This is a genomic window from Streptomyces sp. NPDC012835, from assembly GCF_042900885.1.
Lineage (GTDB): Bacteria > Actinomycetota > Actinomycetes > Streptomycetales > Streptomycetaceae > Streptomyces.
The window spans coordinates 121339-140671 of sequence record NZ_JBIBBW010000007.1; the positions used below are offsets into that span (position 1 = coordinate 121339).

The following is a 19333-nucleotide window of genomic DNA, read 5'->3' on the forward strand; positions in this document are numbered from 1 at the left end:
CGTCTCCCATGGCGCTTACAGCTCGCACGACCAACCCTGACCAGCAGGGTCGCAGAAGCACGGAACAGTCAGGTCTCCGTCTCGACTGACTGGCCGTGTTCGAGGTAGGCGGTCAGGTCGTTTGCTCGGGCCTGGATGGCCGCTGCGATTCGGCGTGCAAGGCGGGGGATGGTGAGCCCGGGCACTTGGTCGGGGTTGTGGAAGGCGTAGCCGCTGAGCTCGTCCGCTTGCAGTGTGATCTGCTCCCGGTGCTCAACGCTCAGGCGACCGCCATCGAAGAGGTAAAGGACCTTGTCGCCCTCTCCCTGGTTCGGCGCCCAGTCGATGGCGAGGAGGCGACCGATGTGTGGTGCGATGCCGAGTTCCTCCTGGACCTCGCGTACACAGGCTTGCCGTGGTGACTCCCCTTCTTCGACGTAGCCACCTGGGATGTCGCGGTAGTCCTTGTAGGAAGGTTCGACGAGGAGGACTCGATCGGATTCGTCGAAGAAGAGAGCGCCGGCTGCCATGCGGGGGCGGGCCATCTTCGCTTCGTGCTCGTTCTCGCTCACGGTTCGGACTCTAGCTGCCGGAGACGACGCCCAGTCTGCGGGCCAGGTCCGCCACGGGATGGGCGGGCCGGCCTCTGGTGCCACGTATCCAGCCGATGACCAGTTCCCGGCTCAGGTAGTGGTGGCGCACCTGCTCGGGGGCGGCCTGTTCGGCTTCCAGCAGGACGGCCAGGGCTTCGTCGGTGCGGTTCCAGGAGCTCAGCGCCCTGGCGACTTCGAGGCTGTGTCGTACGCGCCGCTCCACCGGCAGGGCGGTCGTGTCGATGCGTGAGCCCAGATCTGCGGCGATCTGGATGTCGCCGAGTTCGCCGGCGGTGGCCACGCAGTGGATAGCCACGTTGGTCGGGCCGAAGGCCGTCCACATGTGATTGGCGTCGGTGCCGAGTCGTTGCGCGGCCTCGTCGGCTTCGCGGAGGAAGGTCTGCGTGGTCGCCCGGTCCTCTGCCCGCGCGGCAGCCATCGCGCCGGTGAGGAACAGCGTGCCGTACACCGAGAGGTATTCGTTATTGGCGTCGCCCAAATCGGGCTGCATGACGGCTGCCGCGTCGTTCACCAGCTGGACCGCGGCTGTGAAGCGCCCGGTGGCCAGGAGGCAGTGCGTGACTGCTCGGAAGAGCGATCCCGTAACCTCGCTGCGGCCGCTGGACTGCGCTGCTGCCAGGCCCCGGTCCGCGGCGATCCATGCCAGCTCGGGCTCTCCCAGCTTGCCCAGCACCATGGCCGCCCCGTGGTAGGCGAGGGCTAGCAGCGCGTGGGCTTCCTCCGCCTCGTGCCCCGAGGAGGCGCGGGACGCGGCGAGGGCATCGGCCAGGACAAGGGGGAGACGTCGGGTGGCAAAGCCGTACCGGGATGCCTGGTAGGCATCGAGCACATCGCGCACGTTGCCTCGAAGGTCCTGCAGGGCAGGTGGCTCATCCTCGGCTGCGAGGCTCAGTAAAGGGGTGAGCTGCTTGTAGTCCATGAGTGTTTCGCGCAGCGCAGGGACGGTCCAGCGCCCGCTGTCGGCGGACCACTCCATGAGGGTCGGCTCGGCGAGCAGGTCTCCGAGGGAGATGTCGAGCGCGTCGGCGAGTGAGGTGATCACCGAAAGGCGATCAAGCTCGATCCTGTTGTTCTCCGCCTTGCTCAGCCAGTCCGTCGTCCGGCCGACAAGGCCGGCCAGGACCTCTTGGGAGAGGCCGCGCCGACGCCGGTACCAGGCGACGCGCTCCCCGATGGTCAGGTTCTGTGTCATCCCGCGCATGTCCTGATCATCACCTCGTGGCCGAAGTGGACCCCGGAAGGATTTTCCGGGGTGCCTTGGGGTGCCCTGGCTACTGTCGCAGCAGACCGAGAGCGCCGCAGGGCGATGCGAGCAACTCAGCTCGTGGCAAACGGCTTTGACCAAGGACGTTCATCCGTCCCACCCGTCTTCCTCAGGCCGAGAGATCGGAGTTTGTCATGCGCGAAACCATCACGACCGAGGGTGGCTACCTGTCCATTGAGACGGGCGCCGCCAAGCCCGGTGCGACCACGATCGTCGAGCGGAAGGGGCTCGGTCACCCGGACACCCTGGCCGATCACCTCGCCGAGCGGCTATCCCGCGCGTACAGCCGCTACACCGTCGAGCGCTTCGGCGCGGTGCTGCACCACAACTTCGACAAGCTCGCCCTCCTCGGCGGTGCCAGCGAGGTCCGCTACGGCGCCGGCCGCATGACAGCCCCTGTGCGCGTCCTGGTGAACGGGCGGGCCGCGCCCATGTGCGGGGGCGAGAAGATCCCCGTCGAGGAGATCGTCGAGGCCGAGGTCAGGGCATTCTTCGCCGAGCGGCTCCCGGAGGTGTCGGAGCACCTCAACATCACCTTCAACATCACCAGCAACTCCAGCCCCGGAGCGGTCCTCACCGGTGACGCGGTGCCGGACCGCACCCGCTGGTTCAACCCTCGTTCCATCGACGACCTGCGTGAGCGCCGGGTCCGGCTGTCGAACGACACCTCCCTCGGAACCGGCTGGGCGCCGGAGAACCCCTTCGAGTCGTTCGTCCGCGAGCTGGTGAACCACTTCTCCGGGGAGAGCGACTTCACCCTCTCCCATGCCTGGTGCGGATCGGACGTGAAGCTCATGGGCTACTGGGACGGCGAGCAGGCGGACGTCGTCCTCTGCGTCCCGCAGAAGTCGCGGCTCGTCGCCAGCCGCGCGGAGTACGTGCGGAACACCGAGAGCGTCCTCGCCGAGTGCCACCGGCTGGCCGACCTCCGTCTGCCCGGAGCCGAGACGCGCTTCCGGCTCAACGCGCGCGACGTGCCGGAGAAGGACGAGCTGTACCTCACCTACACCGGCAGCTCGATCGAGTCCGGCGACGAGGGCGTCGTCGGCCGCGGCAACCGAGTCAACGGACTGATCACGCCACTGCGGCCGATGAACTTGGAGGGTGTTAACGGCAAGAACCCCGTCTACCACGTCGGCAAGCTCTACAACATCGCCGCCCAGCGCCTGGCCCAGCGGCTGCACGAGGCCACCGACGGGCACGCGGAGGTGCACCTCGTCAGCACCACCGGCCAGCGCCTCGACCAGCCGTGGCGGATCCTGGTCCGGCTGTCCTCCCCGGAGGTCGAGACTGACAAGGTCCAAGCCCTCGTCGCGGAATCCTTGGAGGGCTTTCCCGCCCTCACGGACGAGCTGGTCTCCGACGGGATCGTGCTGAGCTGATGGAGAAGCGGACGCTCGGCGAGGTCTCCGAGGAATGCCGACGGCGGCTGGTCACACACTACGGCCCGGGAGTCTCCGGCTGGCTCGACGCCGTGCCCACCTTGATGGAGCGCGCGGCGGAGCGCTGGAAGCTCACGCTAGGGGCTTACCACGACGCCGGACATGCCTCGGTGCTCGTCACGGCCGGAACCTTCGACGGGCGCCCGCTGCTTCTCAAGGCGTGGGCCGATCCCACCCGGTTCCGCAACGAGGTCAATGCCTTACGCCTGTGGGCGGGCGGGCCGACGGCGGGCGTCGTCGAGGCGGCGGACGACCTGGCCGTGGCGGCCCTGGAAATGATCGGAGGGAGCCCCGGTGGCGGTGAACGACCGCCTCGCGAGCTTCCGACCGTGGCCGCCGCCCTCCAGGGCCTCCACACCTTCGGCCGCCGTCGGCGCCGGCCGCGTGACCTTCCTTCCCTGACCGCGTACCTCCACCAGGATGTACGCCCCAGGGTGCGGCGCCGGCTGGAATCGGTCGACGTCAGCCCGTGGCAGGAGCACGTCGACGCAGCCCTCCCGGCCCTGGTGGCCCTGGAGGAGGACTCCGCTCGATCCACCGTCCTGCACGCGGATCTCTACCGAGAGAACGTCCTCTTCGACTGGCTGGGCCACCCCCGCCTGATCGATCCCCTCCCGATGGTGGGCGACGCGGCCTTCGACTGGGCCTTCTGGACCGTGTACTACGACCTCGGACACGGCACGGACGCTCGCTTGGCCACAGCCGCCCGGATCTCCCGCATCCCCGTGCCCGTCCTCGCGCCATGGTGCAGGGCCCTGGCCCTGGACGGCCTGCTCTTCTACCTCGACACCGATGATCCGCGCGCGCCGAGGATGGCCGACGTCCTCGCATGGCTGTCGGCGCCGACCCCAAGGAACCGATCATGACGACGTACGTCCTCCGCCACGGACAGACGAACTACAGCCGGCGCTATCTCGTCAACGGCGATCCGACCAGGCCCATCCGCCTGAGCGAGGAGGGCCGCCGGTCGCTGAACAGGGGATGGAGCAGCGTCCCCCTCCACAGCGTGAAGACGTGGCTGGCCAGCGAATTCCCCCGCGCTCAGCAGACCGCCAACCTCCTGATGGGAGTCCCCGGGCCGGGACTGATCACCGATCCTCGGCTGAATGAACTCGACTATGGGGAATTCGAGGGGAACCCGTTCCTGGAATACGCCGTCTGGCTCGACGGGCACGGCGCCCACGAGCGCCCGCCCGGCGGCAGCGAGTCGCAGCGCGAGGGCATCCGCAGGATGCTCACCGGGCTGCTCGCGGCCCTGGAGCACCCCGGCCCCCGCGTCCTGGTGGCACACGGCCTGTTGGTCTCCGTGCTTCTGTGGCACCGCGAACGGACTCCTGGCGGGGCCATGCCCCTCTTCTTCCCGGAAGCCCCGTACATCGAGCCCGTCGCCATCCCCGATGACGAGTTGCCGGAATTCGTCGGGGCCCTGATGGGCGATCTTGAAACCGGCGTTCTCGATCACGCGGTCGGCTCTGGTGACAGGCAGGTAATCCGGATCGGCGAAGGGGCCGCGGTTGCTACCGTCGATCCCGTATCCCACCACTCGCCGGATCAGAAGGATCTTCCTCATGCATGATGCCCGCGCCCTGATTGAAATGGGTGCCGAAGCGGTTCGTCGGCTCGCTCGTCGCGGTTACTCCCTGGACCTGTCCGAGCTGGAGTCGCTCCAGTCTCGTCGGAACCAGAACATCCGCTCGGCTGACGAGCTGCGGGCCGAGTCCAAGCGGGTGGCGACTGAGGTTCAGCAGACGGCCAAGCAGGGCGGCGACATCAGCAAGCTGAAGGAGCGCGCCCGCGAGATCAAGGAGCAGGTCCGCGACATCGAAGCGGGGCAGGAAGAGATCGAAGCCCAGCTCCGTGATCTGCTCCTGAGCATCCCGAACCTGCCGGACGACTCGGCGCCTGATGGCGACTCCGAGGAGTTCGCCATCGAGATTCGGCGCATCGGCACGCCTCCCGCGTTTCCGTTCGAGCCGAAGGACCACGTCGATCTCGGAGAGGCCACCGGCATCCTCGACTTCGGCCGCGCGACCAAGCTGTCCGGCCCGCGCTTCGCGGTCTCCCGCGGCGCCGGCGCCGCTCTGGAGCGGGCCTTGGCCACACTCTTCCTCGACCTCCACACCCGCCGCCACGGGTACGTCGAGTACGCGGTCCCGTACCTGGTCACCCGCAAGACGATGACCGGGACCGGCCAGCTCCCGAAGTTCGAGGAGGACTTGTTCAAGACCGGTGTCGCCGACCGGGAGCTCTTCCTCATCCCGACGGCCGAGGTTCCGCTGACCAACCTCTACGCGGACGAGATCATCCCGCCCGCCGAGCTGCCGCTTGCGTTCACGGCGCACACTCCGTGCTTCCGCTCGGAGGCCGGCTCGTACGGCCGCGACACCCGTGGTCTGATCCGCCAGCACCAGTTCGCCAAGGTCGAGATGGTCAAGATCGTCGACCCGGAGACGGCGGACGCCGAGCTGGAGGAGATGGTCGGCCACGCCGAGGCGTGCCTCAAGGAACTCGGCCTCGCCTACCGGGTCATCAAGCTGCCCGCCGGCGACACGGGCTTCTCCGCCCAGCTCACGTACGACATCGAGGTCTGGATCCCGAGCCAGAACACGTACCGCGAAATCTCCTCGGTCTCTAACTTCGGCACCTTCCAGGCCCGCCGGGCGAACATCCGGACCCGCGGCGAGGACGGCAAGCCCAAGCTCGTCGCCACCCTCAACGGCTCCGGTCTGCCCGTCGGCCGCACTCTGGCCGCGCTCCTTGAGCAGTGCCAGCAGCAGGACGGCTCGATCGTCCTGCCCGAATCACTCTTCCCGTATCTCGGCTTCCGCCGTGTCTCGGCGGACGGAACACCGGAGGCATAACGTGCTCGTCGGCGTCTGCGACTTCCCTGGTAGCTACGCCTTTCCACCCGCCGGTTACGGCGGGATCGAACGATGGCTGTGGGCGGTCGCCGTAGGCGCCCGTGCCGCAGGCGCCGACGTACACCTCCTCGGGCCGGGCTGGCTCACGGACCTGGAGCACGACTGGGTCCGCAAGCCGGTCCGCCTGGAGGACATCTCCACCGGATCGCTCGCCGAGCGCGAGCTGCGCGACACGGGGTACGACCTCCTGGTCGTCGGCCACGAATACCCGTCGATTCCCGCGTGGACGCGCACCTGGAATGAGCTGGACTGCGACGTCGCCACCTTCCAGCACTCGCCCGTCTTCCAGCACACCGGCACCGCCTTCGACGGCCAGCGCTCCCGGCTCTACTGCTACTCGCCCGAGATGATCGAACGGTACGCGGACCACCAGCCGATCCCTGAGCTCGCCGTCCATCTCGGCCTCGACGAGGAGGAGCCGCCGGCCACCGCGGGCACCGAGCTCGTCTGGCTCGGCCGGATCGACGAGGAGAAGGCACCGCACATCGCCGTGCGGGCGGCCCAGATCCTTGGGCGCCGCATTCGGATCGTCGGCCCCGTCTTCGACGAGGCGTACGTGCGACGCCACGAACGGCTCTTCAGCGCCGACCACGTGAAGTGGATCGGCGAACTCGGTGGTCCCGCCAAGACCGCAGCCATCGCCGACGCCTCGGTCTTCGTCTACACGTACGCCCGGCCGTACGTGGAAGCCGGTGCCGCGGTCTTCGGAGAATCCCTCCGCGCCGGCACCCCCATGGCCGCCCTGACCTGGCGCGAAGGAACCTGCGCCCACGCCGCCCTGTGCGACGAGACGGGCGCGGTCGCGGTCGTCGACCCCAGGGAGGAAGACGAGACCGCGGCGCGAAGGCTCGCCGACGCGATCGAACAGGCGGAAAGCCTCGACCACCAGCGCGTCCAGGCGATCGGAATGCAGCGCTTCGACCCGGTGCGCCACTTCCAGGCGATGTCGGCCCGATCGTGCTGACCCGCGCCGCCGGCACCGTCGGAGACGACCTGGCCCAGCGGATACCCGGCGTACTGAGCGCCGCGTTAGGCCCCCACTGGGAGTTCACCGCCGACGGCCCCCACATCGAGATTCTTCACCCTCACCGGGTCAGCCCCTACCAGCCGCCACGCAAATCACCCACGTGGAGGGAGATCCTCGACTCCCTGGAAGCCGGCTTCGCGCGGGACGGCGCCCCACGTGACGCCTGCCTCCCACTCCGGTGGGGCAGGGAGACCGAACTGACGATCTCCGCTATCCAGGCCCTGGACCCGGTCCTCAAGGACGGCCAACCCCGCACGTATAGAAGCGGATTCATCCCGCAGCCGGTCGTCCGCTTCACCGGCCAACGGGACGCGGAAGGCCAGTTGATGGACGGCTTCCTGACCTCCTTCGTCAACGTCTCCCGAGTCCAACCCATAGGCGGCCTGGACGAGTACGGCGCCATCCTCGACGGCTGGCTCACCGTCCTCTCCCAACTCGGCTTCCACGCACGGCACCTGAGCGTCTACGGCACGCTCACCCCGTGGCGCCGACGGCAGGTCGAAGGCATCACACTGCGCTTCCGCCACCTGGACCTCACCCTCGGAGACATCGTCCTCCTGTGGAACACGGATCACCCGGACCGGATGGCCGTTGACCTCGGCACTGGGCTGGAACGCCTGGCCTGGGCGCGTACCAGGGCGAGCTGGCACCCCCTGATCTTCGGGCGCTTCGCGCAGATGGCGACACCATCGACGCTGGATGCCATCCGTACCGCCACACTCCTGCTCGGCCACGGGATCGCCCCCGCAGCCCGGGGTGCCGGCGGAATCACACGGCGCGTCATAGGCGCCATCGATCCCGAAGCCGCCCGCCTCGGTGTCAGTGCCATGGTTCGAGCCGTCTACGACTACTGGTCGCTCTTCGGCGCCTTGCGCGCTCCGTGGCCGGAGATCGCTCGCGTCATCGAGGGAGAGGGGCAAGCGGCGCGCTCGGCCCTGGCGGCATAGCAGTTGTGTGCATCGCTCGTCCTCGCCCCAAGCCTCGAAACGGCCGAAGCTGGTAGGTCGAGCCGTAGACACGCAGGTCGAACGACGAGCGACGGATGAGGCGCGGGGTTTTCCTGACCGAAAACCCATCACTCCCGGTGATCGACTTCTTACATACTGTCGGTGGTGCGTGCTGTCATACGACCGGCGCAGGGATGCACTAACGGCCTTGGATAGAGGGGGAATTCCTTCATGGCGGTTCAGCTTGCGGACCACGTTCGGGGTGACGTCCCGGTGTGGGCGCAGACACGGTGGCATGTGGGATCAGCCGCAGCAGACGGTGCCACGTGCACGGCGCACCTGTCCGCTACCTCCGCCTCGGCGCAGCTGGGCGAGACTCGATGAGCCGCCGCCCGGCGCGGCGTACTGTGCGGCGTCGGCGGGTCCGCCGTTCCAAGAGACAGGACGAACAGATCGTTCTGGTATTCGGTGCCGTGGCGGTGATCGGCTTGATCGCCGCCATCGTGCAGTGGCTGCTCACGCACTGGTGGGTTCTCGTCCTCGCGGCCGTCGTCGCCATGATCATCGGTGGCTTCTGGTACCAGAGGACCAAGCAGAGGGCGGAATGGGCACGCGTCCGTGCGGCAGCCCTGCGGCTGAGGATCGCTGAGCTGGACGGGCTGGATCACCGCGCGTTCGAGTTTGCCGTACGGGACCTGATGCGCCGCGACGGGTGCGACGCCGAGCGGCTGGGCGGCGCCGGGGACAACGCGTGCGACGTGCGCGCAGTCGACCCCGCCGGCCGAGTCTGGGCGATCCAGTGCAAGCACCGCCGTGACGGGGATCGAGGCTCTGCTGTGGGCGTCGGAGTACTACAGCAGGTCAACGGCACTGCACGCCAGATCCACGGTGCGGAGGTCGCGGTCGTCCTCACCAACGGCCGCTTCTCCTCAAAGGCGATCCCCTGGGGTGAGCAGCACCGAATCCACCTCGTCGACCGCCGTGTGCTCAGTGAGTGGGCTGCGGGATCCCGACCCTTGTGGGACCTGCTTGACCGCATCCCACCACCGCGCCGCCCTTCGGCGCTGTCCTGATGCATCGGAACGTGATGCAGGAAAGCGGAGGTGTCTGATGAATTGCTTGCCGGGAGGGCGTGCAGCGTGATCTTGACCATCAACATGGCGGTCCTGCTGGCCGTCATCATCGTCCTACGCCTTCGTCGACGTACCCAGGCCCGAAGCCGATTAGATGAGAAGGCGACCGTGATCATTGTGCTCGTTTTCGGAGTGCTGGTTGCTCCGACAGCCTTCGGTCAGGGCGTCTTGGACATAGTGACCCAACTTGCGCGCGGCATCTCGCAGTCCGGCAGCCCCTGATGCTTCCCGGGCATGCCGTTGCCGCAGTCGGCATACGCGCCGGTTGCGTCGAGGTCGAACCTCCGCCTCGCCCATGCCACGTCCTGGAGTGTGGGATCGGGGCCAGCCGCCCGCGCCAGAGGTGTGCGGAGAGGGAGCGGTTGCTGCGCTGACGGAGGTGGTGGGGAAGTCGGTGGGATGAGCGATCGCTCTCGGGGCTGGCGGCGGCGCTCCAGCCCCGAGAGCTGCAATGGCTCAGTCCAGGGCGATCAGACGCTGGGTCAGGAAACGGACTTCGGGTGCAAGTCCCCCGAGGATGTCGCGGGTGAGCTGAGTGCCGGGTCGGGCGGCGAGGTCCTGGACGGCAGTCCAGTTCTCGGCGATCAGTTGGAGAGCGTGCTGGGCCCGGTCGATGGCGTCTTGCCGGTGGGCGAGGAACTCTTCGGCGCGCTGGTGTGCCTGGCCCCATGTTATGTCGCCGCGTTCGGCGAGCTCGGCCAGGGGTGAAGTGGTGTCGCCGTCCGCGAGGCGCAGGGTGTCGGCATCGATCACGTGCTGCCGGAGCCGTTCCGTCTCCAGCCGCTCGTCGAGTGCCGCTGTGGCGTCGTCGAAGGTGAGGAGGCCCTCGGTGACCTGTGCGGCGAGGTCGGAGGCGTGCTCGCGAAGGCGGTCGTACTGGGCCTTGAGTGCGGCAGTCCGGTCTCTCTGCTCGCGGGCGGCGGTGTAGGCGGCGTCGAGGCCGAGTGTGCCGACGCGGACTTGTTCGGCCAGGTGAGGGGCGTGCTTGAGGACAGTGGCGGCGTTCGACAGGCGGGTGAGGCTGAGGCCATGGTGCTTGGCCTGGTTCCGCAGGGAGCGTTCCGAAACGGAACAGGCCATGGCGGTGATCATCGCCTGCTGGCCCTTGCTGGTGTGCCGGCGGACTAGGTTGCCGGACGTGATCAGTCTCATGGGATCGGTGCCGGTGTAGGTGGTGAAGCGGGGTTCGACTCCGGCGATCTTGCAGGCGGCGAGGCGGTTTCGGCCGTCGAGGAGGACGCCGTAGGGGTCGAGGACGATCGGCTCGTGCTGGCCCTCGGTCTTGATCGACTCGGCGAGGTCGAGCAGCTCGTCTTGGTCGAGCATCGGGAAGTGTCGGCGGCGGGGTGGATCTTCAGGGCGGGCTCCTTGTTGTCGCCTGTGGTGGTGGTGTGTGGCTGTTGGGTGGCTGTCACAGGGGCTCCTTGTGGCTGTCAGCGGCGTCGGTGGCGTTGATCGGTGGGCGACGTGGGTGTGGTGGTGGGCTGGAGGTGCCGGGCCTGAGGTCCGCTTGGCAGGAGCGCCATGGTGGAGCGGCGGCGGGCAGCTTCGGCGCGGGGGTTGGGGGCGGGGTTGCGGCTGGTGTGCTGGATGCGGGTGATCAGGACGCGGGCGGGCTGGCGGGCGCTCGTGAGTTCGCGCTGAGCGGCGGCTTCCTTGAGGAGCTGGTGGGGTTTGTGGCCGCCTGCTTCGGCGTCGGTGAGGACGGTGGCGAGGGCCGGCCAGGCGGGGTCGGTGAGGATGCGGTCGGCGTGGTCGGGGACGGCGGCCCGGACGTCGTGGGCCAGGGTTCGGCTGGCCTGATCGCTCGGGTGGCGAGCGGCGAGGTTGTCGATGACCGGGGCGAGGGCGTGGTCTGCGGCGTTGTGTAGGTGGTGGAGGGTCTGGCGGGCGGCTTTGGCCTGGTGGGTGTGGTTCTTCTCCTCGTGCCAGCGGGCGGCGATGATTGTGGCCCAGACGAGGGCGGCGAGCAGGGCGGCGAAGGTGCTGCCGTCGGGGCCGGTGGCGGTGTAGGCGATGTCGCGGGCTGCACGGCGCAGGGTATGGGCGGCCTGGTGCTCGGCTCGGATCTGGGAGCGCTGGGCGCGGGCGAATGTCTTTGCTGCGGCGCGTAGTTCGGCTCGGGAGTGGTCAGGGGCTTTCTGTGCGGTGGCCTCGATGAGTTCGCCGAGCGCCGTGATGTGGGCCTGGGTGTGGGTGTCGTCGGTCGTGCCCTGGTGGAGGGTGTCGAGGGCGTCGGTGGCCTGGTGCCAGGGGGTGGTGGGGCGCTGTCGGCGTGCGGTGGAGTGTTCTTCGGGTGCGGTGGTTTCCAGACGGGCCTTGAGCTTGGGGAGGGTGAGGTCGGGGGCGATCCTTCCGCCGGGGTGGAAGATCTGTTTCCCGTCCTTGTTAAGGTCGCCGGGGCGGCCGGCGGCGTAGCCGAGGAGGTCTCCGGACGGTCCGCGGCGGGGTTTGATCGCGATGCCGTCGGCTTCGAGGTAGGCGAGGAGTTCCTCGGCGTTGCTGGCGTGGGGGATGGCGGCGCGGATGCGGTCCTGGAGCCAGTCACCACTGGTCTGCTCCCAGCCGAGGCGTTGGGCCTTGTGCATCTCTGCCTGCGCGGGGCGCTTTCCGGCGGTGCGGTCGCCCTTCTTCAGTTGGCGCAGGCCGTAGTCGGTCTCGATCTGGCGGCAGGCGTCGCCGACGCGGATGCCGCTGCCGTGGAGCTTGGGACGGCGGCCGTCTTCGCGGACGGTGGTGGCGAGGATGTGGATGTGGTCGTCCGCGTGGCGCACTGCGATCCAGCGGCAGCCGAGGTCGTCGCCAGGCGGGGCGATGCCTGCGGCTTCGACGATGCGCTCGGCGATGTCGGCCCACTCGCTATCGGAGAGGTGCCGGTCCTCGGGGGCCGCGCGGACGGGGCAGTGCCAGACGTGGTCGGTGATCTTCTTCCCGAACTCGCTGTTCCGGAGATGCACCGGCTCGTCCAGGTGGTGGGCGAGCTGGGTGAGGGTGGCGTCCGGGTTCCGGCCGGGGTCGGGCATACCGAGCATGGCGAAGCCCGCGACGATGTGCGGGTCGAGGTGCTCGTCGTGGCGGCCGGGGCCGTAGAGGTAGGCGAGCAGGCCACGGGTGTTGGTACCGGCCGGTTTGATGGCGGCTATCACGCGGCCTTCTCCTTCTCCGCCTCGGCGGGGGCACGCAGGGCCTGGGCGAGCAGGTCCAGCAGGTGGTGCAGCTCGTCGAGACGGTGACGTACGTCGGGTGGGGTGAGGTCACTGTTGAGGGCGCGGGCGATCTGGTTGACGTTGACGCCGATCCGGTTGAGTTCGCGCAGTACCTGGGCGCGGAACATGTGGGTGCGGCGACGGTCCTCGGACAGCGGCAGGTTCGCCGTGAACCGGCCGGTGATGAAGGCGAGGGCGATGTCCGCGGTGAAGCCGGATTCCCCTTTGTAGCCGTGCTCGGCTGCTGCCTCCTGGAGCGCGGCGTGCTCGTCGCCGGTGAAGCGCAGCGGTCCGACACGGGCGGTCCGCTTGGTGCCGGTGAAGCGGCGGATCGTTGGTTGCACGCTCTGCGGTGCTCGTTCGCCGGCTGTCGGATCGGTGGCGGGTGCGGGGCTGAGGATCTGCTGCTGGACGGCGTGGAGCTCGTCCGGGTCGGGGCCGCCCTCGGCCCCGACCTCCCGGCCAAGCGCCCCCTGGCGCTGGGCCGACTCCGCCACCCCCGGGGCGGAGATCCCCGAAGACCGGCCTTGAGTCGGACTCGGGGTACTACTGGCTCCGCCCGGGGCCGTCCGTCCGAACGCCCGACGCAGTCGGGACAGCAGCGTACGGGGCTGTCCCGAGGCGGGCGGCTCAGCGGAGGTGTCGTCAGGTAGGTGCTGGCTGTGCTGCACGGAAGATGCTCCAGATGCGGCTCGGCGGACAGGATCACGGCGACCCGGCGGCGCGAGCCATCGCGTTGTCACAGGTGTGGGGATCTGCGGGGCGACCGGCGCGTGCTCGGGTGACCGGAAAGGTTCCGGTCACCCGAGCACGCGAGGCGTCAGCCTCCGGAGACCTTGATGCCAGCGGCTTCGAGTTCCGGCCGGAGCGACTCCATGACTTCGGTCTGCCGCGCGCTTCCGATCGTCAAGTTCCGTTCCTTCACGGCATCTCGCAGCAGACCACGCGTGAGTTTGCCGTGCTGGCGACCGGCGACCCGGCCGATGGCCTTCAGTTCTTCGATGGTCGCCTTCGGAGGACGGCCGCCGACTGGTTTGGCCTTCGGCACCGGAGACGTGGATTCCGTCCGCTCCTCGCCAGAAGCTTGCGGAACCTCGGCGGCAGCATCCTGCCGCCGGCCCTCGCCGTGCTCACCGACCGGCCGGTTCCGCACAGCTAGGGAGCCGATACCGGATGGGACATCGGTTGGTGCCACAAGCTGGTGGATCTGTCGCATCAGCACGCCGAACGCGACCATCGCGGCGGCCGGAGGGACGGCAGCGACCACGTAGTCGAGGAGCGGAACACTGCGCTCGCTCTCCGCGGCGCTGACCCCAGCGACGTTCAGTGCGATAGAGCCGACCGATCCGGCAGCGGTCACGGCGACCGCCCAGAGGTCGGTCGTACGCCGGAGCGCAGCCCGCAGCATGAGCAATTCACCGGCGACGATGAACGCGTCCAGGGTGGCGGGCCAGGCCCATCGGCGGATGGGGGATGCGCCCAGCCCGTGCTGGCCTGCGACATCGGCGAGGTGCGCGTAGGACAGCCAGAACGCTCCGGCTGTCAGAACCACGATGACGATGCCGGCCGCGCCGAGCACGAGCCGCTCTGCGTCGGCACGCTTCGGGCGCTGCCCTTCGGCTGGGACGTCATCTCAGGTCTGCGGCGATGACGTGGTGAGGTGCGGGGCGGTCAAGCGGGAATCTCCTTGGGGTAGTGGGTGAGGGGCGTCTTTGCCGTCTTGTGCGTTGCACGTGCAGGTCAGCGCGGTACGGCAGCGCGCTGGACGTGCCGTCTTGGCAGAAGCTCTGGCGTCTTGTCCCGACTCGGGACAGGGATGAGGCGGATCCGCCCCGGCTCGTGTGCGGGCGCCTGCATCCGCTGGGACGGCCGGTCGCGGCAACCGTCCCAGCGAGCAGGACTGTGACCTGCTGCGATACGGCGAAGACGCCTGGGACGGGGCAAGACGGATTTGGACGCCGTACCCCTGCTGGCTGCACGTCCTCAGGCGCGTGTGCTGCCGTCTTGCCCTCGGCTGCCGTCTTGCTGCTGTGTGCCCTGACCTGCACGATCACGGCAGGGACGGCAAGTACGGCAACCAGGGAGGTGGGGGTCAGCTTTCGCCGCGCCGAGCGTCGACCGGGTGGACGGTCGGGCAGTAGCGCCGCCAGGCGTCCAGGAACTTGTTGCGCGTGTAGCCCTTGCGCTGAGTCCGGTCGGCCATGCGCACGTTGCCGGGCCGGATGTCGTAGTCGCGCAGCATCCCGCTGAGCTCCCGGGAGGTCAGGCCGTGGCGTCCACGCTCTCCCCACGGGGCTTCGGCGTCCGCGTTCAGGTGGTGCAGGAGGTCTTCGGTGGACAGGCTGTCCGCCTCCCGCTGTGCGAAGAAGACTCGTCGGATGTCAGCGAGGATGCGGGCCTCACTCGGGTGGTCCTCCTCAGCTGCCACCTCGGCCGCGACCATCCGTGCGCACGCGATCCGCGCAAGCCGTGGCCAGCGACCGCCGGCCAGGTCCGCGATGATCACCAGAGGCTCCCAGGTGTCGGCGGCTCGATCCTCGACCGGCATCTCCGGCTCCAGGCTCGAAGCGTCCTCCAGTAGCGGGAGAGCCCAGGCACGGATACGGTCGCGCAGTTCGTGCAGAGCCGGGATGTCGCGTCGCGAGCGGAAGGGTTTGACCTTCTCGCCCTCGGCCCTGCGGCGCATACGGATGACGACGGATCGATCCATGACGGTGTCCGGCAGGTCACCGATCCCCGCGATGGCCGCCATGGCGAAGGTGGCGAACTTGTGCGGGGTGTGGTCGTTGCCGACGACCCGGGTGACGTACCGGCCGCGCTGATGACCGGCGTTGAGGAGGCCGCGTGTCTCCTCGTTCTTCTCCGCGACCTTGGGGCCGAAGATGGTGTCGGCCTCGTCCACCAGCAGCGTCGGCGGCTCCTCCTCGTTGATCGAGCGGAAGATGGCCGCTGGTGTGGTGTTGATGGTGAGCATCGGCTCGTGGACCGTTTCGGTCAGCACGTCCAGGAGCCGGGACTTTCCACACCGTTTCGCAGGTCCCACCACTGCCAGCCGTGGGGCGTGCTGCCAGGCGGGTTGGAGCTGCGTCGCCGCCACCCACAGGGTGACCGCGTCCAGAGCCTCGGACGAGGGGGGAATCACGAACTGGGCTATCTGGGAGCGCAGTTCATCCAGCAGTTCCGAGCCTGGCGTCGGCTCCGCGTCGGAGATGGTCTCCAGGTTCCTTGCCGGATCCGCCTCGGTGCCGTCAGCCGGACCATCGTGCATCTCCGCTGTGGCATGGGCGGCCTGGGCCGGACCCAGATGAGCGCCGGGCCGGCCGGGGATGGCTGTGGCGGGCCAGGCCGCTCGGGCGGGGGTGGAATAGGAGTCGGGGTTCTCGGGTTGCACTGGGCGGCTCCTCGTCTGGCGGCTGCGGGCTTGCACGCCCTTGCCGCCGGGTCGGATCTCACGGGATTGCTGGGGAGTCCTGGGGCCTCCGGCGTTGCACCGCCGGAGGCTCTCCCTCTTCTCGCGGGGGTCTCGGTACCGCGAGCGACCACGGACAGTACGTCCACGCCGCGCCACAGTCCAGCGCTTCTGTGTCAGCTCAGCGCAGAAATGCCTACGGCGCATCAGGTGCCTCATGCGGCCAGCCCCAGCAAGGCCAACAGGTCTGCCGTCACCACCCGGTAGGCGTTCCCGAGCCTGAGCACCTTGCACGGGTACTGGCCGCGCTTGGCCAACTCGTAGCCCTTGCTCCGGCCGAGCCCCAGCGCGCGGTTACCCATCTCCAGGTCAACGGCCGCCGGGAGCCCCAGAAGCTCCTCGCGACTCATCCCCTTCACCCCTCCGGCGTCTTCGTTCTGGCGCATGCGCACTCCATCCATGACTGAGCCCACGGCGAACGCGACCTCCGCGTCCGTCTCCAGGTCTTGGAATCAACACTAAGCGAGCTAATGTGTCTGCATGACACAACGCCGAAGTCACCATGGATCGAGCAAGGCCGACGACGAGGACGACGTCCCGGAGTGGGTGGACCAGGTCATGGCCACCGTGGCCGCCGAGGTCCGCAGACGACGGAAGGAACTGGGTTGGAGCGCACAGGACTTGGCCGACAGGTGCGCGGAGATCGGCCATCCGATCCCCCGCAACGTCATCGCCAACATGGAGTCCGGACGCCGCTCCAACCTGCCCTTGGTCGACGTCATGGTGCTGGCCGAAGCCCTGAACACCCCACCCATCTGCCTCCTCTATCCCGTGGGCTACATCGAGGACGTGCAGCGGCTCCCGCTCCAGGACTCCACTTCACCCCTGGATGCGCTGCGCTGGTTCACGGGGGAGGAGACCGATCTCGGCGCGGACGACGACATGCTCCGCTACTTCCGAGCCCATCACGCCGCTCAGGAGCGGCTGCGAAGTGCGCGACGCGACGAGGAGTACGCGCGCTACCACGCCCAGACCGCCCCGAATGCCGACCGGAAGGCCGAGGCCCTCCGCTCCCAGGCCCGCGCCGCCGAGACGGCCGACGACGCCGAAGACCGCCTGCGCAGAGTTCGCGCCTTCATCGAGGAAGAGGGCGTCACGCCCCCGTTCCTGTGGCCCGACCTAGCCGACGTAATCGACTCATCCGGGAGCGATCCCGAAACCAGCGAGGAGAATGATCTTTGAAGGGCTCCACCTACCGCCGCTGCTCCTGCCGCGACCCGAAGACCGGCAAGGAACTCGGCACCTCCTGCCCCAAGCGCAACAGCAGGAGCCACTGCACCTACTCCGTACGCCAGGAGCTCTCACCCCGCGAGGACGGCAGCCGCCGCTCCTTCGCCCGTGGCGGGTACGCGAGTCTCAAGGCAGCCCAGGCCGACCTCGACCACGTACGCGCTCTCCTCGGGCTCGCCGACTCGGACGACCCCGAGGGCACCGAACTCATCGCCGAGATGCTGGCCGAGGTCAGCCGAGAACGGTCATCTCTGCCCGAGGTCGAGGAGACGCGGCGGCGCCTCAACTCCGGTCAGGACCTCATCGGCAGCCTGACCGTCGCCGAATGGCTCGACCGGTGGCTGGCCGGCAAGCGCATACGCAAGTCCGGTCTCAACCGCTACGAGACCGATATCCGCGTCCACCTGAAGCCGCGCATCGGCAGCCGGCGCCTGGACCGGCTGCGCGTCAGCCACCTCAGCGAGATGTTCACCGACATTCGCGAGGCGAACGCCCAGATCCTGGAGGACAACGCCCAGCGGCGAGCCGCTCTCGACGAGCTGGCGACGGTGCCGTGGAAGGGCGTCGGGAACCGGGCTCGTCGCAAGGCCATGAAAGCCGCGATAGACGAGATGCCGCCCTTTCGGCGCGTCACCGGCCCTGCCACGCGACTGCATGTAAAGGCCACCCTCCGGGCCGCCCTGAACGACGCGATCGGGCAGCAGATCATCACGTTCAACCCGGCCGCCCATGTCGAGATCGACCCCGTGCGCAAGCCGAAGGCGCTCGTGTGGACGGACGAGCGGGTCGCCAAGTGGGAGCAGACGGGCGAGAAGCCGTCGCCCGTGATGGTCTGGACTCCTCAGCAGACCGGTGCCTTCCTCGACTTCGTCGCCGAGGACCGGCTGTACGCGATGTGGCACCTGATCGCGTTCCGCGGCCTGCGCCGAGGCGAGGCGTGCGGCCAGCCGTGGTCGGAGACGAACCTCGACACCCACTTCCTCACCGTCTCCTCTCAACTCGTCCAGGACGGCTGGGAGGTGGAAGCGTCCGACCCCAAGACCGACAGCGGCTCCCGCGTGGTCGCCCTCGACGACGACACCGTCGACGTTCTGAAGCGCCACCGCGAACGGCAGGAAACGGCCCGCGAAGAATGGGGCACAGCCTGGGTCGAGACCGGCCACGTCTTCACGCAGGAAGACGGCTCCTGGCTCCACCCCGGCAAGGTGACCGACCTCTTCGAGCGCCTCGTCGCCGCCTCCGGTCTCCCGCCGATCCGCCTGCACGATCTGCGCCACGGCGCGGCCACCCTCATGCTCGCCGCCGGCATCGACATCAAGATCGTGTCGGACACCCTTGGGCACAGCGACACCCGCATCACGCGGGACATCTATCAGAGCGTCCTCCCCCACGTCGGCAAGAGTGCCGCCGAGGCCACCGCGAAGCTCGTCCCCCTCCAGCGCAAGGCCGAGGCCGAGAAGGCCGCGCGCAAGGCCGCGAAGAAGGGGAAGGCCAGGAAGGCTGCGGCCAAGGCGGCCGACGTCGGCAAGGGCAGCAAGGGCGGCGGCAAGCCGAAGAGGGACAAGGCGAAAGCTCAGGCCAAGGCAGCCAAGAAGGCCACCCGCCGCAAGCCCACGAAGTAGGTCCCCGAGCGGCTCCACTCACGCACCGCTCACGCAAGCAACATCACGGCAACCCGGCCGTGTGACCCGTCATGCCCCGAGCAACAGAAAACCCCAGGTCACGGGCTATGTGACCTGGGGTTCAACTGAGCCGCCTTCGGGATTCGAACCCGAGACCTACGCATTACGAGCACGAAAGCGATCGTGTCGCCCATGATCAGGTGGTGCCACGGATTGACAGTCTGTGCAGGTCAGAGCCACTAGGAGGGAGGTTCGAGTGTCAAGCCGTGCCGACCGGTTCGAGAGGGTCCGGGCGAGCAATGGGCAAGCAGCGGGCAAGCGTTGAATGCCTGTTGACCGGCACTTATGAGCACCAGGGCGGTACACAGAGAGGGGGGGGGGGGGGGGCGCGCCCGGGGCCCCCCCGAGGAGCGCCGGTCCGGGGCCCCGGAGCGGGGGGGGGGGTGGGGGGCGGCCGCGCCGGCCGCCGGGGGCCCCCG

The 19333-nt window shown here is 68.7% G+C and carries 18 protein-coding genes; 10 read left to right on the forward strand and 8 right to left on the reverse strand.

Annotation, left to right across the window (positions count from 1 at the left end):
* Positions 1-68: 68 nt before the first annotated feature.
* The gene (locus ACFY6S_RS26155) at positions 69-551 is read right to left on the reverse strand and encodes an NUDIX domain-containing protein (RefSeq protein WP_388827432.1); all 483 of its coding nucleotides are present in this window, start codon (positions 549-551) and stop codon (positions 69-71) included.
* Between the two features lie 10 nt (positions 552-561).
* Positions 562-1785, reverse strand: coding sequence for a helix-turn-helix domain-containing protein (locus tag ACFY6S_RS26160; protein WP_388827429.1), 1224 nt, complete (start codon positions 1783-1785; stop codon positions 562-564).
* Positions 1786-1991: 206 nt separating this feature from the next.
* Between ACFY6S_RS26160 and ACFY6S_RS26165 the strand changes: the two genes are divergently transcribed.
* From ACFY6S_RS26165 to ACFY6S_RS26200, 8 genes are all read left to right on the forward strand, one after another.
* Positions 1992-3239 carry a methionine adenosyltransferase gene (locus ACFY6S_RS26165; protein ID WP_388827426.1) on the forward strand — a complete coding sequence of 416 codons (1248 nt, stop codon included), beginning with the start codon at positions 1992-1994 and terminating at the stop codon, positions 3237-3239.
* Positions 3239-4165: an aminoglycoside phosphotransferase family protein gene (locus ACFY6S_RS26170; protein WP_388827423.1), complete on the forward strand. Its 927-nt coding sequence runs from the start codon at positions 3239-3241 to the stop codon at positions 4163-4165. The genes ACFY6S_RS26165 and ACFY6S_RS26170 overlap by 1 nt, the downstream gene beginning before the upstream one ends.
* Complete coding sequence (locus ACFY6S_RS26175) at positions 4162-4875, forward strand: histidine phosphatase family protein (RefSeq protein WP_388827420.1); 714 nt, start codon at positions 4162-4164, stop codon at positions 4873-4875. Before ACFY6S_RS26170 ends, ACFY6S_RS26175 begins: the two co-directional genes overlap by 4 nt.
* The gene (gene serS, locus ACFY6S_RS26180) at positions 4868-6160 is read left to right on the forward strand and encodes a serine--tRNA ligase (protein ID WP_388827417.1); all 1293 of its coding nucleotides are present in this window, start codon (positions 4868-4870) and stop codon (positions 6158-6160) included. The genes ACFY6S_RS26175 and serS overlap by 8 nt, the downstream gene beginning before the upstream one ends.
* Position 6161: 1 nt before the next feature.
* A complete protein-coding gene (locus ACFY6S_RS26185; RefSeq protein ID WP_388827414.1) occupies positions 6162-7184 on the forward strand; it encodes a glycosyltransferase in 1023 nt (340 codons plus the stop codon).
* Complete coding sequence (locus ACFY6S_RS26190) at positions 7178-8194, forward strand: hypothetical protein (RefSeq protein WP_388827411.1); 1017 nt, start codon at positions 7178-7180, stop codon at positions 8192-8194. Before ACFY6S_RS26185 ends, ACFY6S_RS26190 begins: the two co-directional genes overlap by 7 nt.
* Positions 8195-8574: 380 nt before the next feature.
* On the forward strand, positions 8575-9267 hold the full coding sequence (locus ACFY6S_RS26195) for a restriction endonuclease (protein ID WP_388827408.1): 693 nt from the start codon (positions 8575-8577) through the stop codon (positions 9265-9267).
* A gap of 84 nt (positions 9268-9351) precedes the next feature.
* The gene (locus ACFY6S_RS26200) at positions 9352-9549 is read left to right on the forward strand and encodes a hypothetical protein (protein ID WP_261339868.1); all 198 of its coding nucleotides are present in this window, start codon (positions 9352-9354) and stop codon (positions 9547-9549) included.
* A gap of 234 nt (positions 9550-9783) precedes the next feature.
* Here ACFY6S_RS26200 and ACFY6S_RS26205 read toward each other — a convergent pair whose 3' ends face one another.
* The 6 genes from ACFY6S_RS26205 to ACFY6S_RS26230 all read right to left on the reverse strand — a co-directional run bounded on the left by ACFY6S_RS26205 (position 9784) and on the right by ACFY6S_RS26230 (position 16388).
* Positions 9784-10653 carry a ParB N-terminal domain-containing protein gene (locus ACFY6S_RS26205; RefSeq protein WP_388827405.1) on the reverse strand — a complete coding sequence of 290 codons (870 nt, stop codon included), beginning with the start codon at positions 10651-10653 and terminating at the stop codon, positions 9784-9786.
* Positions 10654-10760: 107 nt separating this feature from the next.
* Positions 10761-12473 carry a mobilization protein gene (locus ACFY6S_RS26210; RefSeq protein ID WP_388827402.1) on the reverse strand — a complete coding sequence of 571 codons (1713 nt, stop codon included), beginning with the start codon at positions 12471-12473 and terminating at the stop codon, positions 10761-10763.
* Positions 12470-13030, reverse strand: a complete 561-nt coding sequence (locus ACFY6S_RS26215) for a MobC family plasmid mobilization relaxosome protein (RefSeq protein WP_388827399.1) — start codon at positions 13028-13030, stop codon at positions 12470-12472. Before ACFY6S_RS26215 ends, ACFY6S_RS26210 begins: the two co-directional genes overlap by 4 nt.
* Positions 13031-13353: 323 nt before the next feature.
* Entirely contained in the window at positions 13354-14112 is a 759-nt protein-coding gene (locus ACFY6S_RS26220) for a DUF2637 domain-containing protein (protein ID WP_388827396.1), read from the reverse strand.
* Positions 14113-14625: 513 nt separating this feature from the next.
* The gene (locus ACFY6S_RS26225) at positions 14626-15924 is read right to left on the reverse strand and encodes a DUF3631 domain-containing protein (protein ID WP_388827393.1); all 1299 of its coding nucleotides are present in this window, start codon (positions 15922-15924) and stop codon (positions 14626-14628) included.
* Between the two features lie 233 nt (positions 15925-16157).
* A complete protein-coding gene (locus tag ACFY6S_RS26230) occupies positions 16158-16388 on the reverse strand; it encodes a hypothetical protein (RefSeq protein ID WP_388827390.1) in 231 nt (76 codons plus the stop codon).
* Positions 16389-16482: 94 nt separating this feature from the next.
* On the opposite strand from ACFY6S_RS26230, the gene ACFY6S_RS26235 reads away from it, so the two are divergent.
* Positions 16483-17184 carry a helix-turn-helix domain-containing protein gene (locus tag ACFY6S_RS26235; RefSeq protein WP_388827387.1) on the forward strand — a complete coding sequence of 234 codons (702 nt, stop codon included), beginning with the start codon at positions 16483-16485 and terminating at the stop codon, positions 17182-17184.
* On the forward strand, positions 17181-18854 hold the full coding sequence (locus ACFY6S_RS26240; RefSeq protein WP_388827384.1) for a tyrosine-type recombinase/integrase: 1674 nt from the start codon (positions 17181-17183) through the stop codon (positions 18852-18854). Before ACFY6S_RS26235 ends, ACFY6S_RS26240 begins: the two co-directional genes overlap by 4 nt.
* Positions 18855-19333: the final 479 nt, after the last annotated feature.

Coding starts and splice junctions, on each gene's coding strand:
- ACFY6S_RS26160 (WP_388827429.1), bottom strand. CDS start 1,785: ATGACACAGAACCTGACCATCGGGGAGCGCGTCGCCTGGTACCGGCGT.
- ACFY6S_RS26165 (WP_388827426.1), top strand. CDS start 1,992: ATGCGCGAAACCATCACGACCGAGGGTGGCTACCTGTCCATTGAGACG.
- ACFY6S_RS26170 (WP_388827423.1), top strand. CDS start 3,239: ATGGAGAAGCGGACGCTCGGCGAGGTCTCCGAGGAATGCCGACGGCGG.
- ACFY6S_RS26175 (WP_388827420.1), top strand. CDS start 4,162: ATGACGACGTACGTCCTCCGCCACGGACAGACGAACTACAGCCGGCGC.
- serS (WP_388827417.1), top strand. CDS start 4,868: ATGCATGATGCCCGCGCCCTGATTGAAATGGGTGCCGAAGCGGTTCGT.
- ACFY6S_RS26195 (WP_388827408.1), top strand. CDS start 8,575: ATGAGCCGCCGCCCGGCGCGGCGTACTGTGCGGCGTCGGCGGGTCCGC.
- ACFY6S_RS26200 (WP_261339868.1), top strand. CDS start 9,352: ATGGCGGTCCTGCTGGCCGTCATCATCGTCCTACGCCTTCGTCGACGT.
- ACFY6S_RS26205 (WP_388827405.1), bottom strand. CDS start 10,653: ATGCTCGACCAAGACGAGCTGCTCGACCTCGCCGAGTCGATCAAGACC.
- ACFY6S_RS26230 (WP_388827390.1), bottom strand. CDS start 16,388: ATGCGCCAGAACGAAGACGCCGGAGGGGTGAAGGGGATGAGTCGCGAG.
- ACFY6S_RS26235 (WP_388827387.1), top strand. CDS start 16,483: ATGACACAACGCCGAAGTCACCATGGATCGAGCAAGGCCGACGACGAG.